The sequence below is a fragment of the Methylobacterium sp. J-030 genome, assembly GCF_022829545.1.
In the GTDB taxonomy this organism is placed as follows: Bacteria; Pseudomonadota; Alphaproteobacteria; order Rhizobiales; family Beijerinckiaceae; genus Methylobacterium.
In genome coordinates this window covers 59,955-80,018 of sequence record NZ_JAKSYM010000063.1, presented here as the reverse complement: position 1 = coordinate 80,018, position 20,064 = coordinate 59,955, and the positions used below count along the sequence as shown (strand labels likewise).

At 70.5% G+C, this 20,064-nt stretch carries 9 protein-coding genes; 5 read left to right on the top strand and 4 right to left on the bottom strand.

Annotated features, from left to right (window positions below; all coding sequences use genetic code 11):
- Positions 1 to 155: 155 nt before the first annotated feature.
- A complete protein-coding gene (locus MKK75_RS03580) occupies positions 156 to 7,253 on the top strand; it encodes a hypothetical protein (protein WP_244041261.1) in 7,098 nt (2,365 codons plus the stop codon).
- Between the two features lie 283 nt (positions 7,254 to 7,536).
- Here MKK75_RS03580 and MKK75_RS03575 read toward each other — a convergent pair whose 3' ends face one another.
- Entirely contained in the window at positions 7,537 to 8,712 is a 1,176-nt protein-coding gene (locus MKK75_RS03575; RefSeq protein ID WP_244041260.1) for a vWA domain-containing protein, read from the bottom strand.
- Positions 8,713 to 9,047: 335 nt separating this feature from the next.
- Here MKK75_RS03575 and MKK75_RS03570 point away from each other — a divergent pair, with 335 nt between their 5' ends.
- Entirely contained in the window at positions 9,048 to 9,455 is a 408-nt protein-coding gene (locus MKK75_RS03570; RefSeq protein WP_244041259.1) for a hypothetical protein, read from the top strand.
- 31 nt (positions 9,456 to 9,486) lie between these two features.
- On the opposite strand, the gene MKK75_RS03565 is transcribed toward MKK75_RS03570, so the two are convergent.
- Both MKK75_RS03565 and MKK75_RS03560 read right to left on the bottom strand, forming a co-directional pair.
- Entirely contained in the window at positions 9,487 to 10,539 is a 1,053-nt protein-coding gene (locus tag MKK75_RS03565; RefSeq protein WP_244041258.1) for a helix-turn-helix domain-containing protein, read from the bottom strand.
- A 620-nt stretch (positions 10,540 to 11,159) separates the two neighbouring features.
- A complete protein-coding gene (locus MKK75_RS03560; RefSeq protein ID WP_244041257.1) occupies positions 11,160 to 13,004 on the bottom strand; it encodes a cation:proton antiporter in 1,845 nt (614 codons plus the stop codon).
- A 287-nt stretch (positions 13,005 to 13,291) separates the two neighbouring features.
- On the opposite strand from MKK75_RS03560, the gene MKK75_RS03555 reads away from it, so the two are divergent.
- Both MKK75_RS03555 and MKK75_RS03550 read left to right on the top strand, forming a co-directional pair.
- The gene (locus tag MKK75_RS03555; RefSeq protein ID WP_244041256.1) at positions 13,292 to 14,560 is read left to right on the top strand and encodes an ATPase; all 1,269 of its coding nucleotides are present in this window, start codon (positions 13,292 to 13,294) and stop codon (positions 14,558 to 14,560) included.
- Entirely contained in the window at positions 14,557 to 15,198 is a 642-nt protein-coding gene (locus tag MKK75_RS03550) for a hypothetical protein (protein ID WP_244041255.1), read from the top strand. Before MKK75_RS03555 ends, MKK75_RS03550 begins: the two co-directional genes overlap by 4 nt.
- A 390-nt stretch (positions 15,199 to 15,588) precedes the next feature.
- Here the strand turns inward: MKK75_RS03550 and hpnH are convergent, their stop codons facing one another.
- Positions 15,589 to 16,752 carry an adenosyl-hopene transferase HpnH gene (gene hpnH, locus MKK75_RS03545; RefSeq protein ID WP_043386340.1) on the bottom strand — a complete coding sequence of 388 codons (1,164 nt, stop codon included), beginning with the start codon at positions 16,750 to 16,752 and terminating at the stop codon, positions 15,589 to 15,591.
- Positions 16,753 to 17,378: 626 nt separating this feature from the next.
- Here hpnH and MKK75_RS03540 point away from each other — a divergent pair.
- Positions 17,379 to 20,045 carry an MMPL family transporter gene (locus tag MKK75_RS03540; RefSeq protein WP_244041263.1) on the top strand — a complete coding sequence of 889 codons (2,667 nt, stop codon included), beginning with the start codon at positions 17,379 to 17,381 and terminating at the stop codon, positions 20,043 to 20,045.
- Positions 20,046 to 20,064 lie beyond the last annotated feature (19 nt).

Here is a 20,064-nt window from a genome sequence, read left to right as displayed (position 1 = left end):
GTCGGTAACCATTCGGTTAACGTTTTCTGGGGCCGACCGGAGGCTCGGGTATCGGCGATCGCTGCTCCGGTCTAATCTTGTAATGGTAAACGGGGTGTTGCGTCTCCGGCATCAGCCTCCCCAGGTGCCGGTGAACCCGTGTCACGAGGCGTTGAATGGCGACCGAAAAGAAGCTGAAGGACCCGGCCGAGGCCGCGCTCTCTGCGATCGAGCAGGCGCTGAACCTCGACGCCCTGACGCCCCACGGCTTCGAAGGCCGCGCCGAGCCGCGCCTGCCCGACGTCGGCGACGCCGATCCGCTGCTCGACGGAGGGCTCGACGCGGCCGGCCGGACCATGCCGCCGCGGCTCGACCTCGATCCGCCGCTCGCCTCCGACCTGCCCCCGCCGGGCCTCGAGCGCCCGCGCCGTGAGGGCGGGCTCCTGCCCCCCGACCGTTCGCTCGTAGCCAACGACGACCGGCGCAACATCGGCATCCTGCAGCAGACCCTGCGGGTGCGCTCCTCGCCCAAGCCCTATCTCTTCGCGCTCGCCTCCGGCCTCGCCTGGATCGGCGCCCTCGTGCTGATCGCCTGGACGAAGTCCGAGGGCGACCTGCGCGGCGTCGTCGCGGGGCTCACCGCGCTTCAGGCGAGCGTCGGCGCCGCGGCCCTGTTCGGCCCGGTCGTGCTGTTCGTGATCGCCGCCATGCTGGCGGTGCGCGCCCAGGAGATGCGCCTCGTCGCCCGCGCGGTCGGCGAGGTCGCGGTGCGGCTCGCCGAACCCGAGAGCTTCTCCACCGACGCGGTGCTGACCATGTCGCAGACCGTGCGCCGCGAGGTGGCCGCGGTCGGCGACGGCGTCGAGCGCGCGCTCGCCCGCGCGGGCGAGCTGGAGACTCTGGTGCGCGGCGAGATCGCCACCCTGGAGCGCGCCTATTCCGACAACGAGATCCGCATCCGCTCGCTTGTCGAGGAGCTGGTGGCGCAGCGCGAGGCGATCGTCACCAACGCCGACCGGGTGCGCAACGCCATCACCGGTTCGCACCAGAGCCTCAGCCAGGAATTGGAGGGCGCCTCCGACCGGATCGTGACCGCCCTCGACGGCGCGGGCGAGCGCGTGACCGGGGCCCTGGAGACCCGCGGCGCCGCGATCACCGCCTCCCTCGGCGAGGCCGGGGACCGGGTGGTTGGCCTGATGACCGCCCGCGGCAGCGACCTGATCGACACCCTGACGGCCACCAGCGAGGCCGTGCGCGGCAGCCTTCAGGAGGTCGGCGCGGACCTGACCCGCGCCTTCGAGGGCCGGGCCGGCGAGGCGACCGGCGCCTTCGAGGCGGCCGGCACCGCCCTGGCGGGGCGCCTTTCCGAGAACGCTGGGACCCTGGCCCGCAGCATCGAGGAGACCGGCGCGCAGGTCGGCGCCGCTTTGGAGCGCCAGGCCGGCGCGGTACGCGAGAGCTTCGAGCGCTCGGCGACCGGGCTGGAGACCGTGTTCCTGTCGCGCGGCTCGGAGCTGACCGACCGGTTCGGCGCGATGGGCGCCGAGATCACGGCGCGCTTCGCCGAGACCGGCTCGGCCCTGGCGCAGGACATCGCCGGCCGCGGCACCGCGCTGCGGGCTGAGATCGAGACCACGGGCCTGTCGGTCGCAGAGGCGATCGAGGGCCGTGGGCGCGACGCGCAGGCCGCCCTGGCGCTCGCCGCCGGCGGGGCCGGCGAGAGCCTGACCGCCCGGGCCGGCGCGGTCCGCGACGAGCTGATCGGAGCCGCCGAGCGGATCGCCGACGCCCTGACCGAGCGCGGCGGCGCCGTCGCCGCGCGCATGGACGGCATCGCGGACCGGCTCGACGAGACCGTGACGGTGCGGGCGGCGTCTCTCGAGACCCGCGTCGCCGACGCCGCCGAGCGCGCCGGGAGCGGCATCGCGCGGCGGACCGACACGGTCGCGGCCAGCTTGGAAGCCGCCTTCACGGCCCTGGGCCGGGGCTTCGAGACAGGGGCGGCCGGCGCGGTCCAGTCCCTGCGCGGCACGGTCGATGGCTTGTCCGAGGCGATCGACGGCCGCACCGCCGAGGCGGCCGCGGCGCTCCGGCGCGGTGCCGAGGAGGCAGCCGACCTTCTGGCCGCCGCCGCCGAGCGAACCGGCACAGCCGCCGAGGTGCAGACCCGGGACGCTGCCGAGCGGCTCGCCGCAACCCTTGAGACCCTGCGCGCGGCCTCCGCCGAGGTGGCGGGCGCCGTCGAGGCCGAGACCGCCACCCTCATGGCCCGGTTCCTGGAATCCGCCGACCGCGCCGGCACGGATCTCGGAGCCCGCGGCTTGGAGGCGGTCTCCGCCGTCCGCACCGCTCTCGACGACCTCAACCGCGAGCTCGCAGCCCGCACCGGCGACGCCACCGGCAGCCTCGCCGAGGCCGCCCGCGCGATCTCGGCCGACCTCGCCGCCCGGATCGGTGAGATGGAGGCCGCTTTCGGCGAGCACGGACGCAGCGTCGCCGCGCTGCTCGCCGGCCACGCCGACGAGACCCAGGCCCGCATCAGCGTCACGGGCCGCGACATCGTGCTCGCCGTGGCGAGCCAGGGCACGCGCATCGCCGACACGCTCAGCCAGACCGGCGCCAGCTTCGCAGAGACCGCCGACGGGCGGGTTCGGGCGATCGACGAGACGCTCGGCAACCGCCTCAACGCCCTGAAGGAGACCATCGCCCGCGGCGACATCCTGGCCGACCGGATCGGTCGCGACACCGCGGCGCTCGGCGAGACCGTCGGCGCCCGGCTGGAGGAGATGGACCGTCTGCTGACCGGCAAGGGGCAGGCCGTGGCCGAGACGATCACGGCCCGCGCCCAAGAGGCCGGCAGCCTGATCGAGACCCATCTGGGGAGCCTGGAGGAGCGCTCCGCCCAGCGGGCCGCCGAGATCGGCGCGGCCGTGGCGGAACTCGTCGGCCATATCGACAGCCATCTCGGCACCCGCGCCAGCGCGGTGGACGAGACCCTGCGTGCCCGCACCGACGAGATGGCGCGCATCATGGCCGAGGGGCATCGCGGCCTCGCGGAGATGCTCGAAGGCCGCACCTCCGGCCTCGGGCACGACATTGCCCGGCACACGGGCGAGATCGCCCGCCGGATCGAGGAGAGCGCCGGCCAGTTCGATGCCGGCGTGGTCAGCCGGCTCCAGGCGATTGCCGAGACGCTGGAGGAGCGCGCCCGCCTCGTGGACGAGAGTTTTGGCGTTCAGGCCTTCGAGGCGATCCGCCTGATCGAGGCGCGCACCCGCGCGGTGGACGAGGAGCTGGCCGGCCGGACCCGCGACCTCGTCGCGACGATCGCCGACCGGACCGGCGGCCTCGACGGCGCCATGGCCGAGCGCGTCCAGGCGCTCACCGCCTCGATCGCGGCGGCCACGGACGGCCTGGAGACGTCTCTGTCGGGCCGAACCGAAGCCCTGCACGCGGCCTTCGCCGAGCGCGCCGACCTGCTCGCCCGCCTCGTTGACGAGCGCATCGCGAACCTGTCGGGCGAGCTCGACGAGAAGGGCCGGGCGGTATTCGGGGCGATCGGCGGCCGGATCACCGAGCTCGCCCGCCTGTTCGACCGCGGCGGCACCTCGCTCGCCGAGCTGATCGACCAGCGCGGCGAGAGCGTGCTGGCCAAGCTTCAGCAGACCATCGCGGATGCCGAGCGGATGCTCGACGACGGCGAGGGCCGCCTCGGCCACACCCTGTCGAGCCGCACCGCCGACATCAGCGGCCTGCTCGACGACGGCGTGCGCTCGGTCCACACCCTGCTCGACGACCGCACCAACCAGATCCGCGTGATGCTGGACGGTCACGCCGGCACCCTGGCCGCCACCCTCGACGGCCGCATGGGGCCGATCAACGACGCGCTGGACGGCCGCGGCCAGGCGCTCGTCGCCGCCCTGGAGGGCGTATTCGGCACCGCGACCGGCGCCCTGGAGGACCGGACCCGGCAGCTCGGCAGCCTGTTCGACGAGCGGCTCGGCCATCTCGAGACCCTGGTCGAGGGCCGGGGCAACCGCCTCGCCGACACGCTCACCGCCCGGGCCCAGGCCCTGCGCACCCTGTTCGAGGAGGCCCAATCGGCCCTCGACGCGCTGGTCGAGGGCGGTGGCGGCCGCTTCGCCGCCACGGTCGACGCGCGGATCCAGTCGCTCCGCACCGTGCTGGAGGAGGCGCCCGCCGCCGTCTCGGCGCTGGTCGAGACCCGCGAGCGCCAGCTCGCCGCCACCCTCGACGCACGCACGCAGCGTCTCCAGACCCTGTTCGAGGAGGCTCAAGCCGGCCTGCGCGACCTCGTGGACGGGCGCGGCCGGGAGGTCGCCGACGCGATCGCGGCCCGAACCGAAGGCCTGCGCACGACCCTCGACGCGGCGCCCGCCCAGATGGCGGACCTCCTGGATAACCGCCTCGCCGACCTGCAGGGCTTGTTCGAGCGGGCGCAGGGCGAGATCGACCGCCTCGTGGATGTCCGCGGCCGCCAGATCGCCGGCACGATCGAGCAGCGGACCCAGGCGCTCCAGGCGACCATCGACAAGGCGCACCCCGCCATCGCGGGCCTGCTGGAGGCGCGCGAAGGCCAACTCGCCGAGACCCTCCGCGAGCGGACGGGCGAGCTGCAAGCGCTGTTCGAGCGGGTTCAGACCCGCCTTGGCGCGGTCGTCGAGGGGACCGGCCGCGACGTGTCCGAGCGGGTCGACGGCCGGATCGCGGCGCTGCGGACCACCTTCGAGGAGGCGCGCGCGGCGATCGAGGGGCTGCTGGACGAGCGCAGCCAGACCCTGATCGACACCGCCCACGGCCGCACCGGCGCCCTGGTGGAGGTGTTCGACACCCGCCTGCGCGCCCTCGACGACGTCGTGCAGGACCGCGCCGCGTCCCTGGCGCAGACCGTGGCGGCGCACAGCGAGTCCCTGGCCCAGGGCGTCGATGCCCGCGCGGACGCCTTCACCCAGCGCATCGACAGCCGGATGCGGCTGTTCGCGACCCTGGTGGCGCAGCGCGCCGACACCCTGGCCACCGCCTTCGACGATCGCCACGAGGCCTTCGCGAGTCTCGTGGACGAGCGCACCGCGAACCTCGTCTTCGCCCTGGACGAGCGGGCGCGCGCCCATGCCGAGCAGGTCGACGCCCACAACGCGGCCGTGGCCGAGACGCTCGGCCGGCGCGAGGCGGTCCTGGCTGGCCTGATCGATGCCCGCATCGAGGCGCTGGGAGCGGCCTTCGAGCGGCGGACCGACGCCCTGGGCGCCCTGGTGGATGCCCGCGGCGATGCCCTGTCGCGCCGCCTCGCTGAGAGCGCCGAGGCGCTGGTGCGCGCGATCGAGGACCGCGGCGGCGCCCTGCTGGCCGGCCTCGACGACAGCGGCCGCACCGTCGGCGACGCCCTGGAGGGCCATGTCGAGCGCCTGCGCGGCGCCATCGACGGGCCGATGCTCGACCTCGCCCGCGCCCTGGCCGACCGGGCCGAGGCGATCGAGCGGGCATTGTCCGAGACCGGGATGCCGCTGGCCGAGAGCCTGCGGGAGCGGACCGAGGAGCTGGCCGTGCAGTCGCGGGCCTCGGCCGAGCTGCTGCGCGCCGCCGTCGAGGACGGGGCCGGCCGCACCCTCTCGGAGCTGTTCGAGACCAACGACCGGATGGGCCGCGAACTCGGCAGCCTGCTCCAGCGGATCGAGGCGGCCAACCGCGCCCTCAGCGATCTCGTGGCCGGAGCCGACACCAATCTCGGCGCGATCGAGCAGGGCCTGGCGGGCCGGATCGAGCAGGTCCAGGCGGCGTTGGAGCGCATCGCCACCGAGACCGGCCGGGCGAGCGCGGGCGTCTCGTCCCAGGTCGAGGCCCTGCGCGGCGCCGCCGACGGGGCGCTGAGCGAGGCCGCCCGCCTCGCCGAGACCCTCGACGGGCGCGGCCGCTCGCTCGCCGAGCAGACCGCCGCGCACGTGGCGGCCCTCGACCGGGCGGCCGCCTCCCTCGCCGCCATCGAGGAGCGCCTGGGTTCGACCCTGTCGGGCCGCGAGACGGCGCTCACCGCGGCGCTGGCCGCATTCGAAACGCGCGCCGCCGCCCTGGAGCAGAACGGCAAGGCCCTGGAGCGGACGATCGAGCAGACCCTGCGCGCCGCCGAGGAGCGCGCCCGCAGCGTCGGTGAGACCCTGACCCGGACCGCGGCGGGCGCCGGCGCCTCGGTGACGAGCGCCTTCGCCGACCTGAAGGAGAGCGCCAGCGCCGAGGGCGAGAAGACCGCTCAGAACGTGCGGCAGGCCATCGAGGAGGCGGCGCGCGACATGCGCACCGGCTTCCAGGAGGCTCAGGCCAGCTTCGGCGACTCGTTCTCGGCGCTCCGCGAGATGGCGGGCTCGATCCGCGGCGAACTCGACGCGACCCGTGCCGAACTCGCCAAGGGCGTGCTCGAACTGCCCCGCGAGACGCAGGACGCCACGGGCGAGATGCGCCGGGTGGTGGCCGACCAGATCAAAGCGCTCAACGAGCTCTCGTCCCTGGTCTCCCGCTCCGGCCGCTCGGTGGATGTCGCCCAGCCGCAGACGCAGCGGCGGACCGCCGAGGGTGGCAGCCGTTCGGTCGCGGCGCCGATCGCCCCCGAGGCGGCGCCGCTGGCCGCCTTCGCGCCCGCGCCCACCGCTGCGGCTCCCGCCCCGGCGGCGCCTTCGCTGCCGGCGCTGCCCGCGGCGCCGCGGCCTGCCGCGGGCAGCACGGCCCGGATCGAGGCTCCGCGCCCGACCACGCCGCCCCGGGGCGCCGCTCCGACGCGGCCCGGCGACAAGCGGGGTTGGCTGTCCGACCTGCTGACCCGCGCCTCGCTGGACGACGACGAGGAGGTGCCGGCCGCCGACGCGCCGGCCCCCGCCGCGTCGGCCCGCCGGCCCGCTGTGGCGCCTGCCGAGACCGGGCGGATCGCCCTCGACACGATCTCGACCGACATCGCCAAGATGATCGAGCACCGGACCGCGGTCGACCTGTGGGAGCGGTACCGCCGGGGCGAGCCGAACCTGTTCGACCCGCGGATCTACACGCCGCAGGGGCGGACGACCTTCACGGAGATCCAGCGCCGCTACCGGGCGGACGGGGAGTTCCGCCGCAGCGTGGACCGCTACGTCAGCGAGTTCGAGCGCCTGCTCGGCGACGTGGTCAAGAACGACAGCGACGCCAAGCGGACCGACGCGTATCTCACCTCGGAGACCGGCAAGGTCTACACGATGCTGGCCCATGCCAGCGGGCGGTTCGACGGGGCGTAGGGGCGCCCCGGCGGGTCGGGGGGCCCGCCCCTCCCGCCGCCCTGCGGGCAACCGGCTGCACACGTCTCCGATGTCGGCCCGGAGCCTGGCGCCGCGTTTCGCGGCCTGGAAGGCGGGCCATCCGGCGATTATGACGGGGTCCGGGCGGGTGCGGGCTCGCCTGCCGCGCGGTCCGGCCCTCGAACGCGGCGCAGAACGCCCCCGGCCCATGCGCAACATCTGACACGGGGCCGCCTTCGAGGCCCGGTCGCCCATGCCAGCCGCGAACGGCCCGGGCGCCTCCCTACCGCACCAGCGCCCGCGCCGCCGCGTCGAGCCCCTCCAGGGTCAGCGGGAACATCCGGCCCGAGACGAGCCGCTGCATCATGCCGATCGACTGCGTGTAGCCCCAGTGGGTCTCCGGCACCGGGTTGAGCCAAGCCGCCTTCGGAAAATGGTCGAGGAGCCGCTGCATCCACACCGCGCCGGCCTCCTCGTTCCAGTGCTCCACCGAGCCGCCGGCCGTGGCGATCTCGTAGGGGCTCATCGCGGCGTCGCCCACGAAGACGAGCCGGTAGTCGCTGCCGTAGGTGCGGATCACGTCGAGCAGCGACGTCTTCGCCTCGTGGCGGCGCCGGTTCTCGGTCCAGACCGCCTCGTAGGGGCAGTTGTGGAAGTAGTAGTGCGCGAGGTGCTTGAACTCCGAGCGCGCGGCCGAGAACAACGCCTCCGCCTGCTCGATGTGCCAGTCCATCGAGCCGCCGACATCGAGGAACAGCAGCACCTTCACGGCGTTGCGCCGCTCCGGCCGCAGCTTCACGTCGATGTAGCCCTGGCGGGCGCTGGCGCGGATCGTGCCGTCGAGGTCGAGTTCCTCGGCCGCCCCCGTGCGGGCGAAGCGGCGCAGGCGGCGCAGGGCGAGGCGCATGTTCCGGGCGCCGATCTCCCGGTCGTCGTCGAGATCCTTGAACTCCCGTTTGTCCCAGACCTTCACGGCCCGGAAGTTGCGGTTGCCGTCCTGGCCGATGCGGATCCCTTCCGGGTTGTAGCCGTAGGCGCCGAACGGCGAGGTCCCGCCGGTGCCGATCCATTTCGAGCCGCCCTGGTGGCGCCCCTTCTGCTCGGCCAGACGCTGCTTCAGGGTCTCGAACAGCTTGTCCCAGCCGAGCGCCTTCAGCTCCGCCTTCTCGGCCTCGGTCAGGTACTTTTCGGCGAGCTTCCTCAGCCATTCCTCCGGGATGGCCGTAGGCTCGACCACCTCCCCGAGGGTCTGGAGGCCCTTGAACACCGTGCCGAACACCCGGTCGAACCGGTCGAGATGCGCTTCGTCCTTCACCAGCGCCGTGCGCGACAGGAAATAGAAGGCCTCGACCTCGTGCCCCGCGAGACCCCGGTCGAGGGCGCCCAGCAGGGTCAGGTACTCCTTCAGGGAGACGGGGACCTTGGCGTCCCGCAGGGCCGTGAAGAACTGCAGCAGCATCCGAGACAAACGCGCCAGTTGGCGATGCGGGTCAAGTCCAGACGAATCGGACTCATTGAGGACAAGCGTGGCAGGACTTTCGAGACGCGATTCCGAATCTTCACGGTTGGTCGACAGGATTCAGTACGGTCCGCAGAGTCGATTCCGACATCGGAGCGAGTCTCTCCGGGCCGTCGATTCGCAGAATCTGGGTATAAGTCGTCGAATCTGTTGATATGCGCCGCAGCACCCCTCGCCCGGTCACGCAATCAATCATGGGAATCGCTCAACTCGACGGATCGAGTGGGTGCGGGCGCGGAGACGCGGGCTGCACGGAGCAAGCGAGGAGACCCGCGATGGCGGTCATCCTGCGGAATCTGACGGAATTCAAGCGGTTTCTCGGGAAGCCGGGCGCGACGATTCATCTGGTGCGCAACACCTTCATGGACCGTCAGCCCGAGGCGACGCAACAGGCTTATCGGGACAAGGGCATGTACGCGCCGCGGGCCGTGCAGGCCCTGTCGCGCAAGGCCGCGGTGTTCACCCTGCGGGGCTATCCCGGCACGGTCTGGCTCTACTGGGACAAGGGCGCGCGCGGCTGGCGCTTCTCCGGCGACACCGTGACGGTGCCGCTGGTCACCGGTTTGGGACCGGCAGACGAGCTGGTCTACCGCTGCAGCTTCGCCGACGGGTTCGAGCCCGCGCCGCGCAGCCGCGCCGTGCGGCGTCCCAAGGTCGAAGAGGTCCAGCCCGCCTTCGTCTGACGGAACCCACGGCCTCCGGGCTCCGCGCCCTTCACCGCAAGGCGGATAGGACAGGTCGCGCGGTCTGCGCGGCTCGCGTGATGCTGGACGCTGCCTTGTACTCCGTCGGCGTCTGACCGAACCGCTCTTTGAAGCGGCGTGAGAAATGGGCTTGGCTGGCGAAGCCGCATTGATACGCGATGAGCCCGACCGGCACGGAGATCTGGGCCGGATCGGCGAGCTTCGCGCGTGCCTGTTGCATACGCCGCTCCCACATCCAGTCCATCAGCGCGACGCTTTCCGCACTGGCCACCTCCTGAAGGCGGCGGACCGAGATGTTGAGACCGGCCGCCACGTCGTTGATCGACAGGCCCTCGACACCAAGATGATCGGCGATGAAGGCCTGCGCCCGGCTGAGGATCGCGGCGCCGCTCAGGGACCGGGGCGGGTCGGTCTGAAGCTTCTCCGAGAAACCCGCCGCGATGAGCTCGACGGCGACCGCGGCCATCCGCGCCTGCCGTTCCGGATCGAGCGTCGCGCTGTGCTTGATCAGCGTCGCGAGGTACGACGTGATGATGGGAAAGCTCGTCTGCGTCGCGTCGATCGTCAGTCCCGTCAGGGACCGGGCCGGCCCGACGGCGCGTTCCAGCACGGCCCGCGGGATGAAGACATTGATGATGTCCAGGCCTTCCGGATGCCCCCCCACAAAGGGCTGGGTGTTGTCCATGAGCGCGATCCCGCCCGGGCCGGACCTACAGTATCGGCCGTGTTCCATCCTGAACGTCCGCTCCGACGCCAGGATGACGAGATAGAAATCGTTATCCGCGGAGCGGATGTGCGACTTCGTCCGGATCATGGCATGGGGCACGCCGACGTAATGGCTGATCGTGAGGTTGTCGACGGTCAGCACGTTCACGGCGGCCTGAAACCCCTTCGGCTCCAGATCGACGAACTCGAAACCGCCGAACATGGATCGGCAAGCCTCGATCCAGTAATCGAAGCGCGCGCGAAGCGGCACCGCGTCCGTGCTCATCGTCAGCGTCGTGTAGGCGGAGATATCGCGCTTGCCGTCGACCCGGGGAAACCGGCCGTCGCCCTCATACATCGCGGCCGCCCCCCGTACCGCCCGGCTCGATCGGATCAAGCCTCCAGCGCGACGACCGGTCTTTCGTCGCGGTCGGTTGAACGCGATGCACTGCAATCACCATTACGACACGCGTTCCGACCCTCGTGGGTTTCGCCTGCCGATACAGATCGGCCTGCCGGAGACACGTTACAGTGGTTAAAACTATCTAACAACTCGCATCCCCAATCAGAACCTCGGAGATACCCGAGCGATCCGCAAATATATTGGATTAGATAAAATAATATTGCAATTATATTCTAGTACCTCGCGTTGAATATTTCAGAAACGAATAGAAAAATGCAATTTGAAAAATTATTTACTTTTATATTTTTAACGTGATTCGACATCGCGCTGCCGGCGGATCGACCCGGGCGCAGGGGCGCATCCTTCAGTTGCTCACGCGCGCCACCGGCGACTGCGCCACGTCCCAATCGAAGCATGGGGAATTGGCGCACGGGCGCATCGGACGCCGTGTATCGTTGGACACGGTCCGGCGCGCGGTCATTCCGCCAGGCCGAGGCTGAGAGCATCGCGTCGAAACAGCCGGCTCGGGCCCAGGGCTTACCGCATCGCCCGAAATTCGGACTGCGGAATGCGGCTCATGCCTCCTGGCCGGCCGCCGCCTGAGGCCCGGACTCCCGCTTGGCGGCGGGCTTGCCGAGCGCCTTCCCCACGGTCCGCCGGGCCCGGAAGATCGGCTTTGCCTCGCTCTCGCGCTTCTTCAGCAGCGCACGGTACTCGTCCCGCCGCTCGTGGATCGACGCGATGACGAGCCCCATCGGCACGCCGACATCGACCAGAACCGCCTCCGACAGTTGCAGCGAGGCCTCGATCGTCTCCGGCACCGCGTCGTCGACGCCGAGTTCGTAGAGCGCCGTGGCGTGGCGGGCATCGCGGGCCCGGGCCACGATGGTCAGGTCCGGCCGCTCGGCGCGGGCCGCCGTCACCGCCGCCTCGACGGCGCGGGGATTGTCGAGGGTCACCACCAGGGCCCGGGCCGAGGCGATGTCGCAGTGGCGCAGGATCTCGGTGTTGCCGGAATCGCCGAAATAGACCGGCTTGCCAGTGCGGCGCTGCTCGGCGACCCGGGCTGGATCCGAATCGAGGGCGAGATACGGGATCTTGTGCCGTTCCAGCATCTCGCCGACTTGCCGACCGACGCGGCCGAAGCCCGCGACGATCACCCGGTTCTCGACCCGCTCAGGCAATGGTTCCGTCCCGGCGGCGGCGTGAGCCTGTGCGTTCGCCCGCTGCTTGAGCCGCCGGCCGATCGCCGCCAGCGCCGGGATCATGATCATCGTGACGGTGGTCACCACCAGGGCGGCGGCCCCGACCTCCTCGGGCACCAGCCCGGTCGCCATGGCCCCGCCGATCAGCACGTAGGCGAATTCACCGCCGGGCCCGAGCAGCAGAGCCGTCTCGATCGCCACCGGCCGGGGGATCTTCATCACGGGGGCCGCCATCACCACCACGGCCGCCTTGATCAGGACCAGGGCCAGGGACAGGCCCAGGATCGCGCCCGGGGTCGCCATGAGCTGGGCCGGATCGAGGTTCATCCCCACCGACACGAAGAACACGCCGAGCAGCAGGCCCTTGAACGGGTCGATCGTCGCCTCGATCGCCCGGCGGTACTCGGTCTCGGCGAGCAGCAGGCCCGCCACGAAGGCGCCGAGCGTCATCGACAGGCCGCTCGCCGCCGCGGTCAGCGCCGTGCCGACGATGACGAGGAGGCAGGCCGCCATGAACAGTTCGGTGGAGCGCGTGCGTGCCACGAGCTGGAACAGCGGGCGCAGGGCGAGGCGGCCGGCGATCACGATCAGCACCAGCGCGACCGCGGCCTGGCCCAGCGCCATGGCCAGCGCCCAGCCCTTGTCGCCCCCGTCGTCGCGGCCGAGCACCGCGATGGCGAACAGGGCCGGCGCCACCGCCAGATCCTGGAACAGCAGCACCGCGAAGCTCGTGCGCCCGGTGGGCGCGTTGAGCCGCTTCTGCTCCGCCAGCACCGGCAGCACCACCGCCGTGGAGGAGAGCGCCAGCCCGATCCCCACGATCGTGGCGCCGACCAGCGGCACGTTGAGCCCGTAGAGGATCATCGCCAGAACGAGCGTGGAGCAGCCGACCTGCAGGGAGCCGAGGCCGAACACCAGCCGGCGCAGGGTCCTCAGGCGCTCCCAGGACAGCTCGATCCCGATCATGAACATCAGGAAGATCACGCCGAACTCGGCGAGGTGCGCGATCTCGGCCCGGTTGCCGATGGTGAAGAGGTGCACGTAGGGGTGCGAGTCGGCCAGCCGGCCGAGGCCGTAGGGTCCGAGCAGGGCGCCGGCGCCGATGAAGCCCAGCACCGGCGAGATCCGCAGGCGGTGGAACAGCGGCACCACGATCCCCGCGGTGACGAGGAACAGGATCGCTTCCTTGTAGGAACCCGGATGGACCTCTGGCATCGGCGGCGGATCGAACCTCGTCTCTGGCGGCGGCGGGGGTGCCGATCACGGCTGCGCGATCATGGGTCCCCGGTCGGCTTCGAGCAATCGAATTCCCAACCCGGGCGGGTGTGCTGCGACACAAGGCGGATACATGAACCGGGTGAGACATTTCAGCCACCCGGGCGGCGTGCTCGTCATCGTACAGTGCTGGCGTGCAACGCGGCCCAAAATCGGCACAATGCGCGCATACACGCAGGAGTTAACCAGGGGTTAAGCTCGGCTGGCTGTGCCCGGGACCGGACCCGATGGATGTGTTGAGGCCGATGATCTCCATCAAATCGATTTTTGCCGGTCCCCAAGCGCCGCCCAACCGCGACCGGAAGCGCGAGCAGCGCGAATGGAAGCTGGAGTCGGACCGCTGGCGCCACCAGCGTCACGTCGACCGGGGCTACCGCGTCAAGTGGGGCTACGTGGCGATCGCCTACCTCGTCGAGTTCATGGTGATCGGCGCCTCGCTCTGGGGCGCGTGGCTGTTCGCGGGGGTCTACAGCGACGGCGACTGGCACGCCTTCTACTTCATGCTGCTGGCGCCGATGGTCTACGCCGCGGTGGAGCTATGCCGCGTCCCCCTCGGCATCCTGGCCCGCACGCAGCGCTCGTATTTCGTGCGCGCGCTCGCCGTGGTCGGCATCATCTTCGCGGCGGGGGTGACCACCAAGTCGGTATCGCAGCTCGGCGAGATGATGTTCCATCCCCGGCTGATGGAGGCCGCCAAGGCCAAGACCGCCCTGAAGGACGCCCAGGCCGACCGCGCCACGATCGGCGACCGCATCAAGGCGGCGGACGAGCGCGTCGCCCAGTACACGGCCGAGCTCGACCAGATCGAGAAGCGCGCCGCCGACAATGCCCAGCAGCTCGCCGGCCTGCCGGCCCAGCGCTGCGAGCGCGTCTTCGGCACCAACAGCAAGGGCCGCAAGTACCAGAACCTGAAATGCCTCGCCGACCCGCGGGTGGCTGCCCTGTCGGCGGGCGTCAGCAAGGCCTCGGCCGACCGCGCGGCGCTGATCAAAAACCTCGAGGAGGCCCGCAAGGCCCGCGCCGCGCTCGATCCCGGCGCCGCCGACCGGCGGGTGGCCGATGCCGAGCAGGGCTACCGCAACGCGGTCAACCGTTCGCAGCTCCACTCCTTCACCGCCATGGTGTACGGCGTCGACCCGATCGACGTGACCGAGAGCCAGGTCCATGCCTTCCTGCGGATCTTCGTGTTCCTGCCGGCCCTCTGCGCGGCCTTCGCGTCGACCATCCTGGCGCTCTGCGCGGTCTCGACCCGCCGGACCTTCATGGACGAGGACGACCTCGGCGCCGCCGTGAACCCGGAGGCCGCCCCCTACATGCTGGACGCGATCGCCGACGCCCTGCGCTCGCACCCTGAGCCGATCCTGCCACGAGCGGCCAACGCGGCCAACGCGTCCGGGGCGGTGATCCCGATGAACCGGCCGGCGCCGGGCCAGCAGGCCCTGCCCGCACAGACCGGTCCGGGCCAGAATCTGCCAGCCGCGGGAGCCGGCGCATGAACTACGTCGCTGGCGGAACGCCTGAGAACGTCGCCCTCGCCCAGCAGGTGAATTCCCGCCTGCGGGCGGATTCGAGCTACGTCGCGGCCCGGGCCTTCTTGTTCCGGGCCTTGGGCTTCGGCGCCTTCCTGTGCCTCACCGGGATCGGCGTCGGCGCGGCAGCCTATGGCTGGGCCACGCTCAACCAGTTCGACACCGCGGCGGCGAAGATCGCCTCCGCCATGCAGGCCGCGCTCGCGGACGTAACCCTCAAGACCAAGGGCGAGGTCACGCTCACCGACAACGTGCTCAAGCTCGAAGGGCTGCCCAAGGCCGCCGGCACGCCCACCCCCACGAAGGCGCAGCTCGGCAGCGACGCCGCACCCGCCTCGAAGGCGGCGGTGAATACGACCTTCACGGTGTTCAAGCAGGTGCCCTACCTCGACGGGCAGATCGTGACCGGCTGGAACTTCAAGGACAATGCCGACCAGCCCTACCAGCAATACTGCTACTTCTCCCGTCGCTCGAACGAGACGAAGGGGCAGGTCGAGATCAAGATCGATCTCGCCATGGACGGCAAGACCCTGCCGCAGCCGCAGAAATCCGACGTGAACCTGGAGATCCTGGCCCGGAACTGCGTCTGGCACGAGAAGGGTTAGAGCGCCCTCCGCCGAAGTGGATACCGGTTCGGCGCGCGAGAGCCCGTCGCCTCACAGGACGAGAGCCGCGCGCGAGCGTGACGCCTCCGGTACACGACAGTGACCTGTGGTCGGAATCATCGGGTGATCCCACCCGCCCCCTTCATCCTGAGGTGCCCGCGTCGGCGGGCCTCGAAGGAGGGCGCCGGGGATCGCAAGAGCCATCTGGGGGCTCGTTCGAGGCCTGCGCTTGCCTCCGGCGCCTCAGGATGATGGAATCGCCGACCCGACGCTTCCCGGTCTCGTATCGTGTACCGCGGACTCCCGCACCATCCGTCGGCCAGACGCTTCAGAAAACGCGGAACCCGCGGCCTCTCGACCGCGGGTTCCGTCTCGTCTGCGAGGCGCCGGTCAGGCGGCGGTGCGCTTGCGGGCTTCCTGCTTAGTGTCGACGCCGGCCGCTTTGATCTCGGACAGCTTCTGCGCGACGTTGCGCGAAAACACGAATTCGGCCGGCCGCTGGTTCTCCAGGCTGACCTCCGGGGCCATCGCACCGTCGGTCTTGATGCCGCGGATCGCGTGGACCAGCGGCTTCCAGGGCTTACGGACCGAATCGACCACCGAGGAGGCCTCGTAGCCCGAATGGACCATGCAGTCGGCACATTTCTCGTAGTTGCCGGTGCCGTAGGAATCCCAGTCGGTGGTCTCCATCAGCTCCTTGAAGGTCGCCGCGTAGCCCTCGCCGAGGAGGTAGCAGGGCTTCTGCCAGCCGAACACGGTGCGGGTCGGGTTGCCCCACGGGGTGCAATGGTAGGTCTGGTTGCCGGCCAGGAAGTCGAGGAACAGGCCCGACTGCTGGAAGGTCCATTTCTCGCGGCCCTTCTCCTTCCCGTGACGGAACACGCCGCGGAACAGGTCCTTGGTCGCCTTGCGGTTCAGGAAGTGCTTCTGGTCGGGGGCGCGCTCGTAGGCGTAGCCGGGGGAGACGGTGATGCCGTCGATGCCCATCCGGGTCACGCTGTCGAAGAAGTCGGCGATCTTCTCCGGCTGGGAATTGTTGAAGAAGGTGCAGTTGATGGTGACGCGGAAGCCCATCTCCTTGGCCTTGGCGATCGCCGCCACGGCCTTGTCGTAGACGCCGCGCTGGCACACCGACTGGTCGTGCATCTCCTTGTCGCCGTCGAGATGGATCGACCACGTGAAGTACGGGCTGGGCTTGTACTCCTTGATCTTCTTCTCGAGGAGCAGCGCGTTCGTGCAGACGATCGCGAACTTCTTCTGGGCGATGATGCCCTCGACGATCTGCGGCAGGTCCTTGTGCAGGAGCGGCTCGCCGCCGGCGATCACCACCACGGGGGCGCCGCATTCGCGCACCGATTCGAGCGCATCGGCCACCGGCAGGCGCTTGTTCAGGATCTCGTCCGGGTAATCGATCTTGCCGCAGCCGGCGCAGGCCAGATTACAGCGGAACAGCGGCTCCATCATCATCACGAGCGGGTAACGCTTGCGACCCGTCAGGTGCTGTTTCAGGATGTAGCCGCCGATCTTCGCGACGTACCGGAGGGGGATACCCAAGATAGCGGCTCCTTCACTTCGTCGGCCCCGGAGGCATCGGGGTGCTTAACACGAAAAAAAACGCGGTTTCCAGCGATCTAGCTTGGAATTAATCTCAATCGACCCTGTTTCGGCGGGGCGATGACATCTTATTCCGCGCCTGACGTAACGGTGCCACATGAGCCGCGTGCGCGGGCTTCGTGGGTAGGGACATTCAGCCGTTGAGGACAGCACGCGCATTGCGTCGGCAATGCGACCGGACATCCCGGATTCCGCCCGTGACGCGGCAGACGTGGTGCGTTGGCGCACATCCCCTCCGCGGCGACCGCATCGGACCGTCCGCGTTGCAATCTGGTACCGCCCTCTTTACTGAACCCCGGGGCGGCGATGCAAGCTGTGGCCCGAGCCGCGGACTATGGCGGACGGCTGCGCCGCGTTCCATATCGGCCGCGCTCGGCCTGTGCAGGCGTGTCACGCATGCCGGGGCGGGCCGTGCGGCGATCCTCGATCCCGGCACGCGTCCGAGCGGATTGCGGGGCGACCGGCACGCGGGCTCAGAGCCCCGCCGGTCACCGGGATCCCGATGTGTTCGATGGCATGTGTCGGCCGCGCCGTGAGCGCGTCCGGGGCGAACAGGCAGGGTGCTCGTGATCGAAAGTCTCGTCGCGTTCTCGGTACGGTATCGGTGGATCGTGATCGCCCTCGTGGCGTTCGTCACGATCGCGAGCGCCGGCATCGCGGCGCACCTTTTTCGGATCAACACCGACGTTGAGCGGCTGATCGATCCGAAGGAGCCGTGGCGCCAGGACGAGATCAACTTCGAGCAGGCCTTCCCGCAACGCTCGAACACCATCGTGGCGGTCATCAACGGACAGACGCCCGAGGAGACCGAGGAGGCGGCGGCCAACCTCGCCAAGGCCCTGACGGCGCACAAGAACCTGATCGAGACGGTCTATCGCCCGGATGGCGGCCCGTTCTTCGACAGGAACGGCCTGCTGCTGACGTCGCAGGCCGACCTCGACAAGACCCTCGAATCGCTGACCCAGCAGCAGGGGCTGCTCGGCCCGCTCGCCGCCGACCCGTCGCTGCGCGGCGTGATGCGGGTGCTCACGCTCGGCGCCCGCGGGGTGAAGACCGGGGACGCCAAGCTCGAGGATCTCGAGAAGCCCATGGCGCAGATCGATGCCACCCTGCAGAAGGTGCTGGCGGGCCAGCCGGCGCGGATGTCGTGGCAGGAGCTGCTGTCGGGGGGCCAGACCAGCGTCACCGACAAGATGAAGTTCGTGGTCATCCAGCCGGTGCTGGACTTCAACGCCCTGGAGCCCGGCTATCAGGCGACCAAGCTGATCCGCAACGTCGCCCAGGACCTCAGGATCGATCCCGAGCACGGCCTGCGCATGCGGCTCACCGGCACGGTCGCGGTCGCCGACGAAGAGTTCGCGACGCTCTCCGAAGATGCGGGCGTCAACTACAGCGTCACGGTCGGCGCGATCGTCCTGTTCATCTGGCTCGCCCTGCGCTCCGCGCCCCTGGTGGCGGGCGTGCTGATCACGACCTTTGCGGGCCTGATCGTCACCGCGGGTCTCGGACTGGCGATGGTCGGCGAACTCAATCCGATCTCGGTGGCCTTCGCGGCCCTGTTCGTGGGGCTCGGCATCGATTTCGGCATCCAGTTCGCCGTGCGCTACCGGGCGGACCGGTTCGAGCAACCGGAGATCGGGGCGGCGATTCGGGCGGCGGCAAGGGGCGTCGGCTGGTCGCTGACGCTGGCGGCGATCTCGCTTCTGGCCGGCTTCTTCGCCTTCCTGCCGACGGCCTTCCGCGGCGTCTCCGAACTCGGCCTCATCGCCGGCGTCGGTATGATCGTGGCCTATCTCTTCGCCCTGACGCTGCTCCCGGCGCTGATCGCCGTGTTCAACCCCAAGGGCGAGAAGGCCGCGGTGCAGACCGACTGGCTGGTCGGCGTCGATCCCTGGATCATCGAGCACCGCAAGCCGATCCTGATCGTCGTCGGCCTGATCACGCTCGCCGGCGCGCCGCTGCTCTGGCACCTGCCGTTCGACTCGAACCCGATGCACCTGCGCAGCGCGAAGACGCAGTCGATCGCCACCTACCTCGATCTGATCAAGAACCCCGAGACCAGCCCGAACTTCATCGACGTGCTGGCCCCGAGCGTCGCGGCGGTCCCGGCCCTGTCGCAGAAGCTGATGGCGCTGCCGGTCACGGCCTCGGTCAACAGCATCGACACCTTCGTGCCGCGCGACCAGGACAAGAAGCTCGCGCAGATCGCCGACACGGCCCAGCTCCTCGATCCGGTGCTCAACCCCGGGCGCCGGCCGCCCCCGCCCACCGACGCCGACAACGTCAAGGCGCTGAAGGACGCCGCCGCCGCGCTGAACGGCGTCTCGAACGACGGCAAGGGGGATCAGAAGGGCGCACAGGCGGCCAAGCAGCTCGCCGGCACCCTCGACACGCTCGCCGCCGGCCCGGTGGCGCAGCGCGAGGCGGCCTCGGTGGCGCTCACGAAGGATCTCGGGCCGCTGCTCGCACACCTGCGCGACCTGCTGCACCCGGAAAAGATCACGCTGGACAACCTGCCGCCGCAGCTCAAGGCCGACTGGGTGGCGGCGGACGGGCGCACCCGCATCGAGGTCCACCCGAAGGGCGACTCGAACGACGACACGGTGCTGCGCCGCTTCTCGGACGAGGTGCTGAAGGTCGCCCCGCATGCCACCGGGGCGCCGGTGGCCACGACGCAGTCGAGCTACACGATCCTGGGCGCCTTCGTGCAGGCGGCGGTGACGGCCTTCGTGCTGATCTTCGTCATCCTATCGGTCGCCCTGCGCAAGCCGTGGGACGTGGCGATGACGCTGGGGCCGCTGGTGATCGCGACCCTCTGGACGCTGATGGCGATGCGCATCGTCGGTATGCCGCTCAACTTCGCCAACATCATCGCGCTGCCACTGATGCTCGCGGTCGGCGTGGCGTTCCACATCTACTACGTGATCGCCTGGCGGGCGGGCGTGACCGACATGCTGGCCTCCAGCCTGACCCGGGCGATCTTCTTCTCGGCGCTGACCACCGGCAGCGCCTTCGGGTCGCTGGTCCTGTCGAGCCATCCGGGCACGGCGAGCATGGGCAAGCTGCTCGCGCTGTCGCTGTTCTTCACCCTGGTGGCGGCGTTCTTCGTGGTGCCGGCGACGCTGGGCGAGCCGCCGGTGCAGCCCGACGAGGACCGCCCCGAGGCCGAGAAGGCCGCCGGCGCGGCGCTGCGGAAGAGCGCGTCGGCGCAGGATCCGGTGCCGGTCAAGTAGGGGCAGGCCCGGGAGGGCC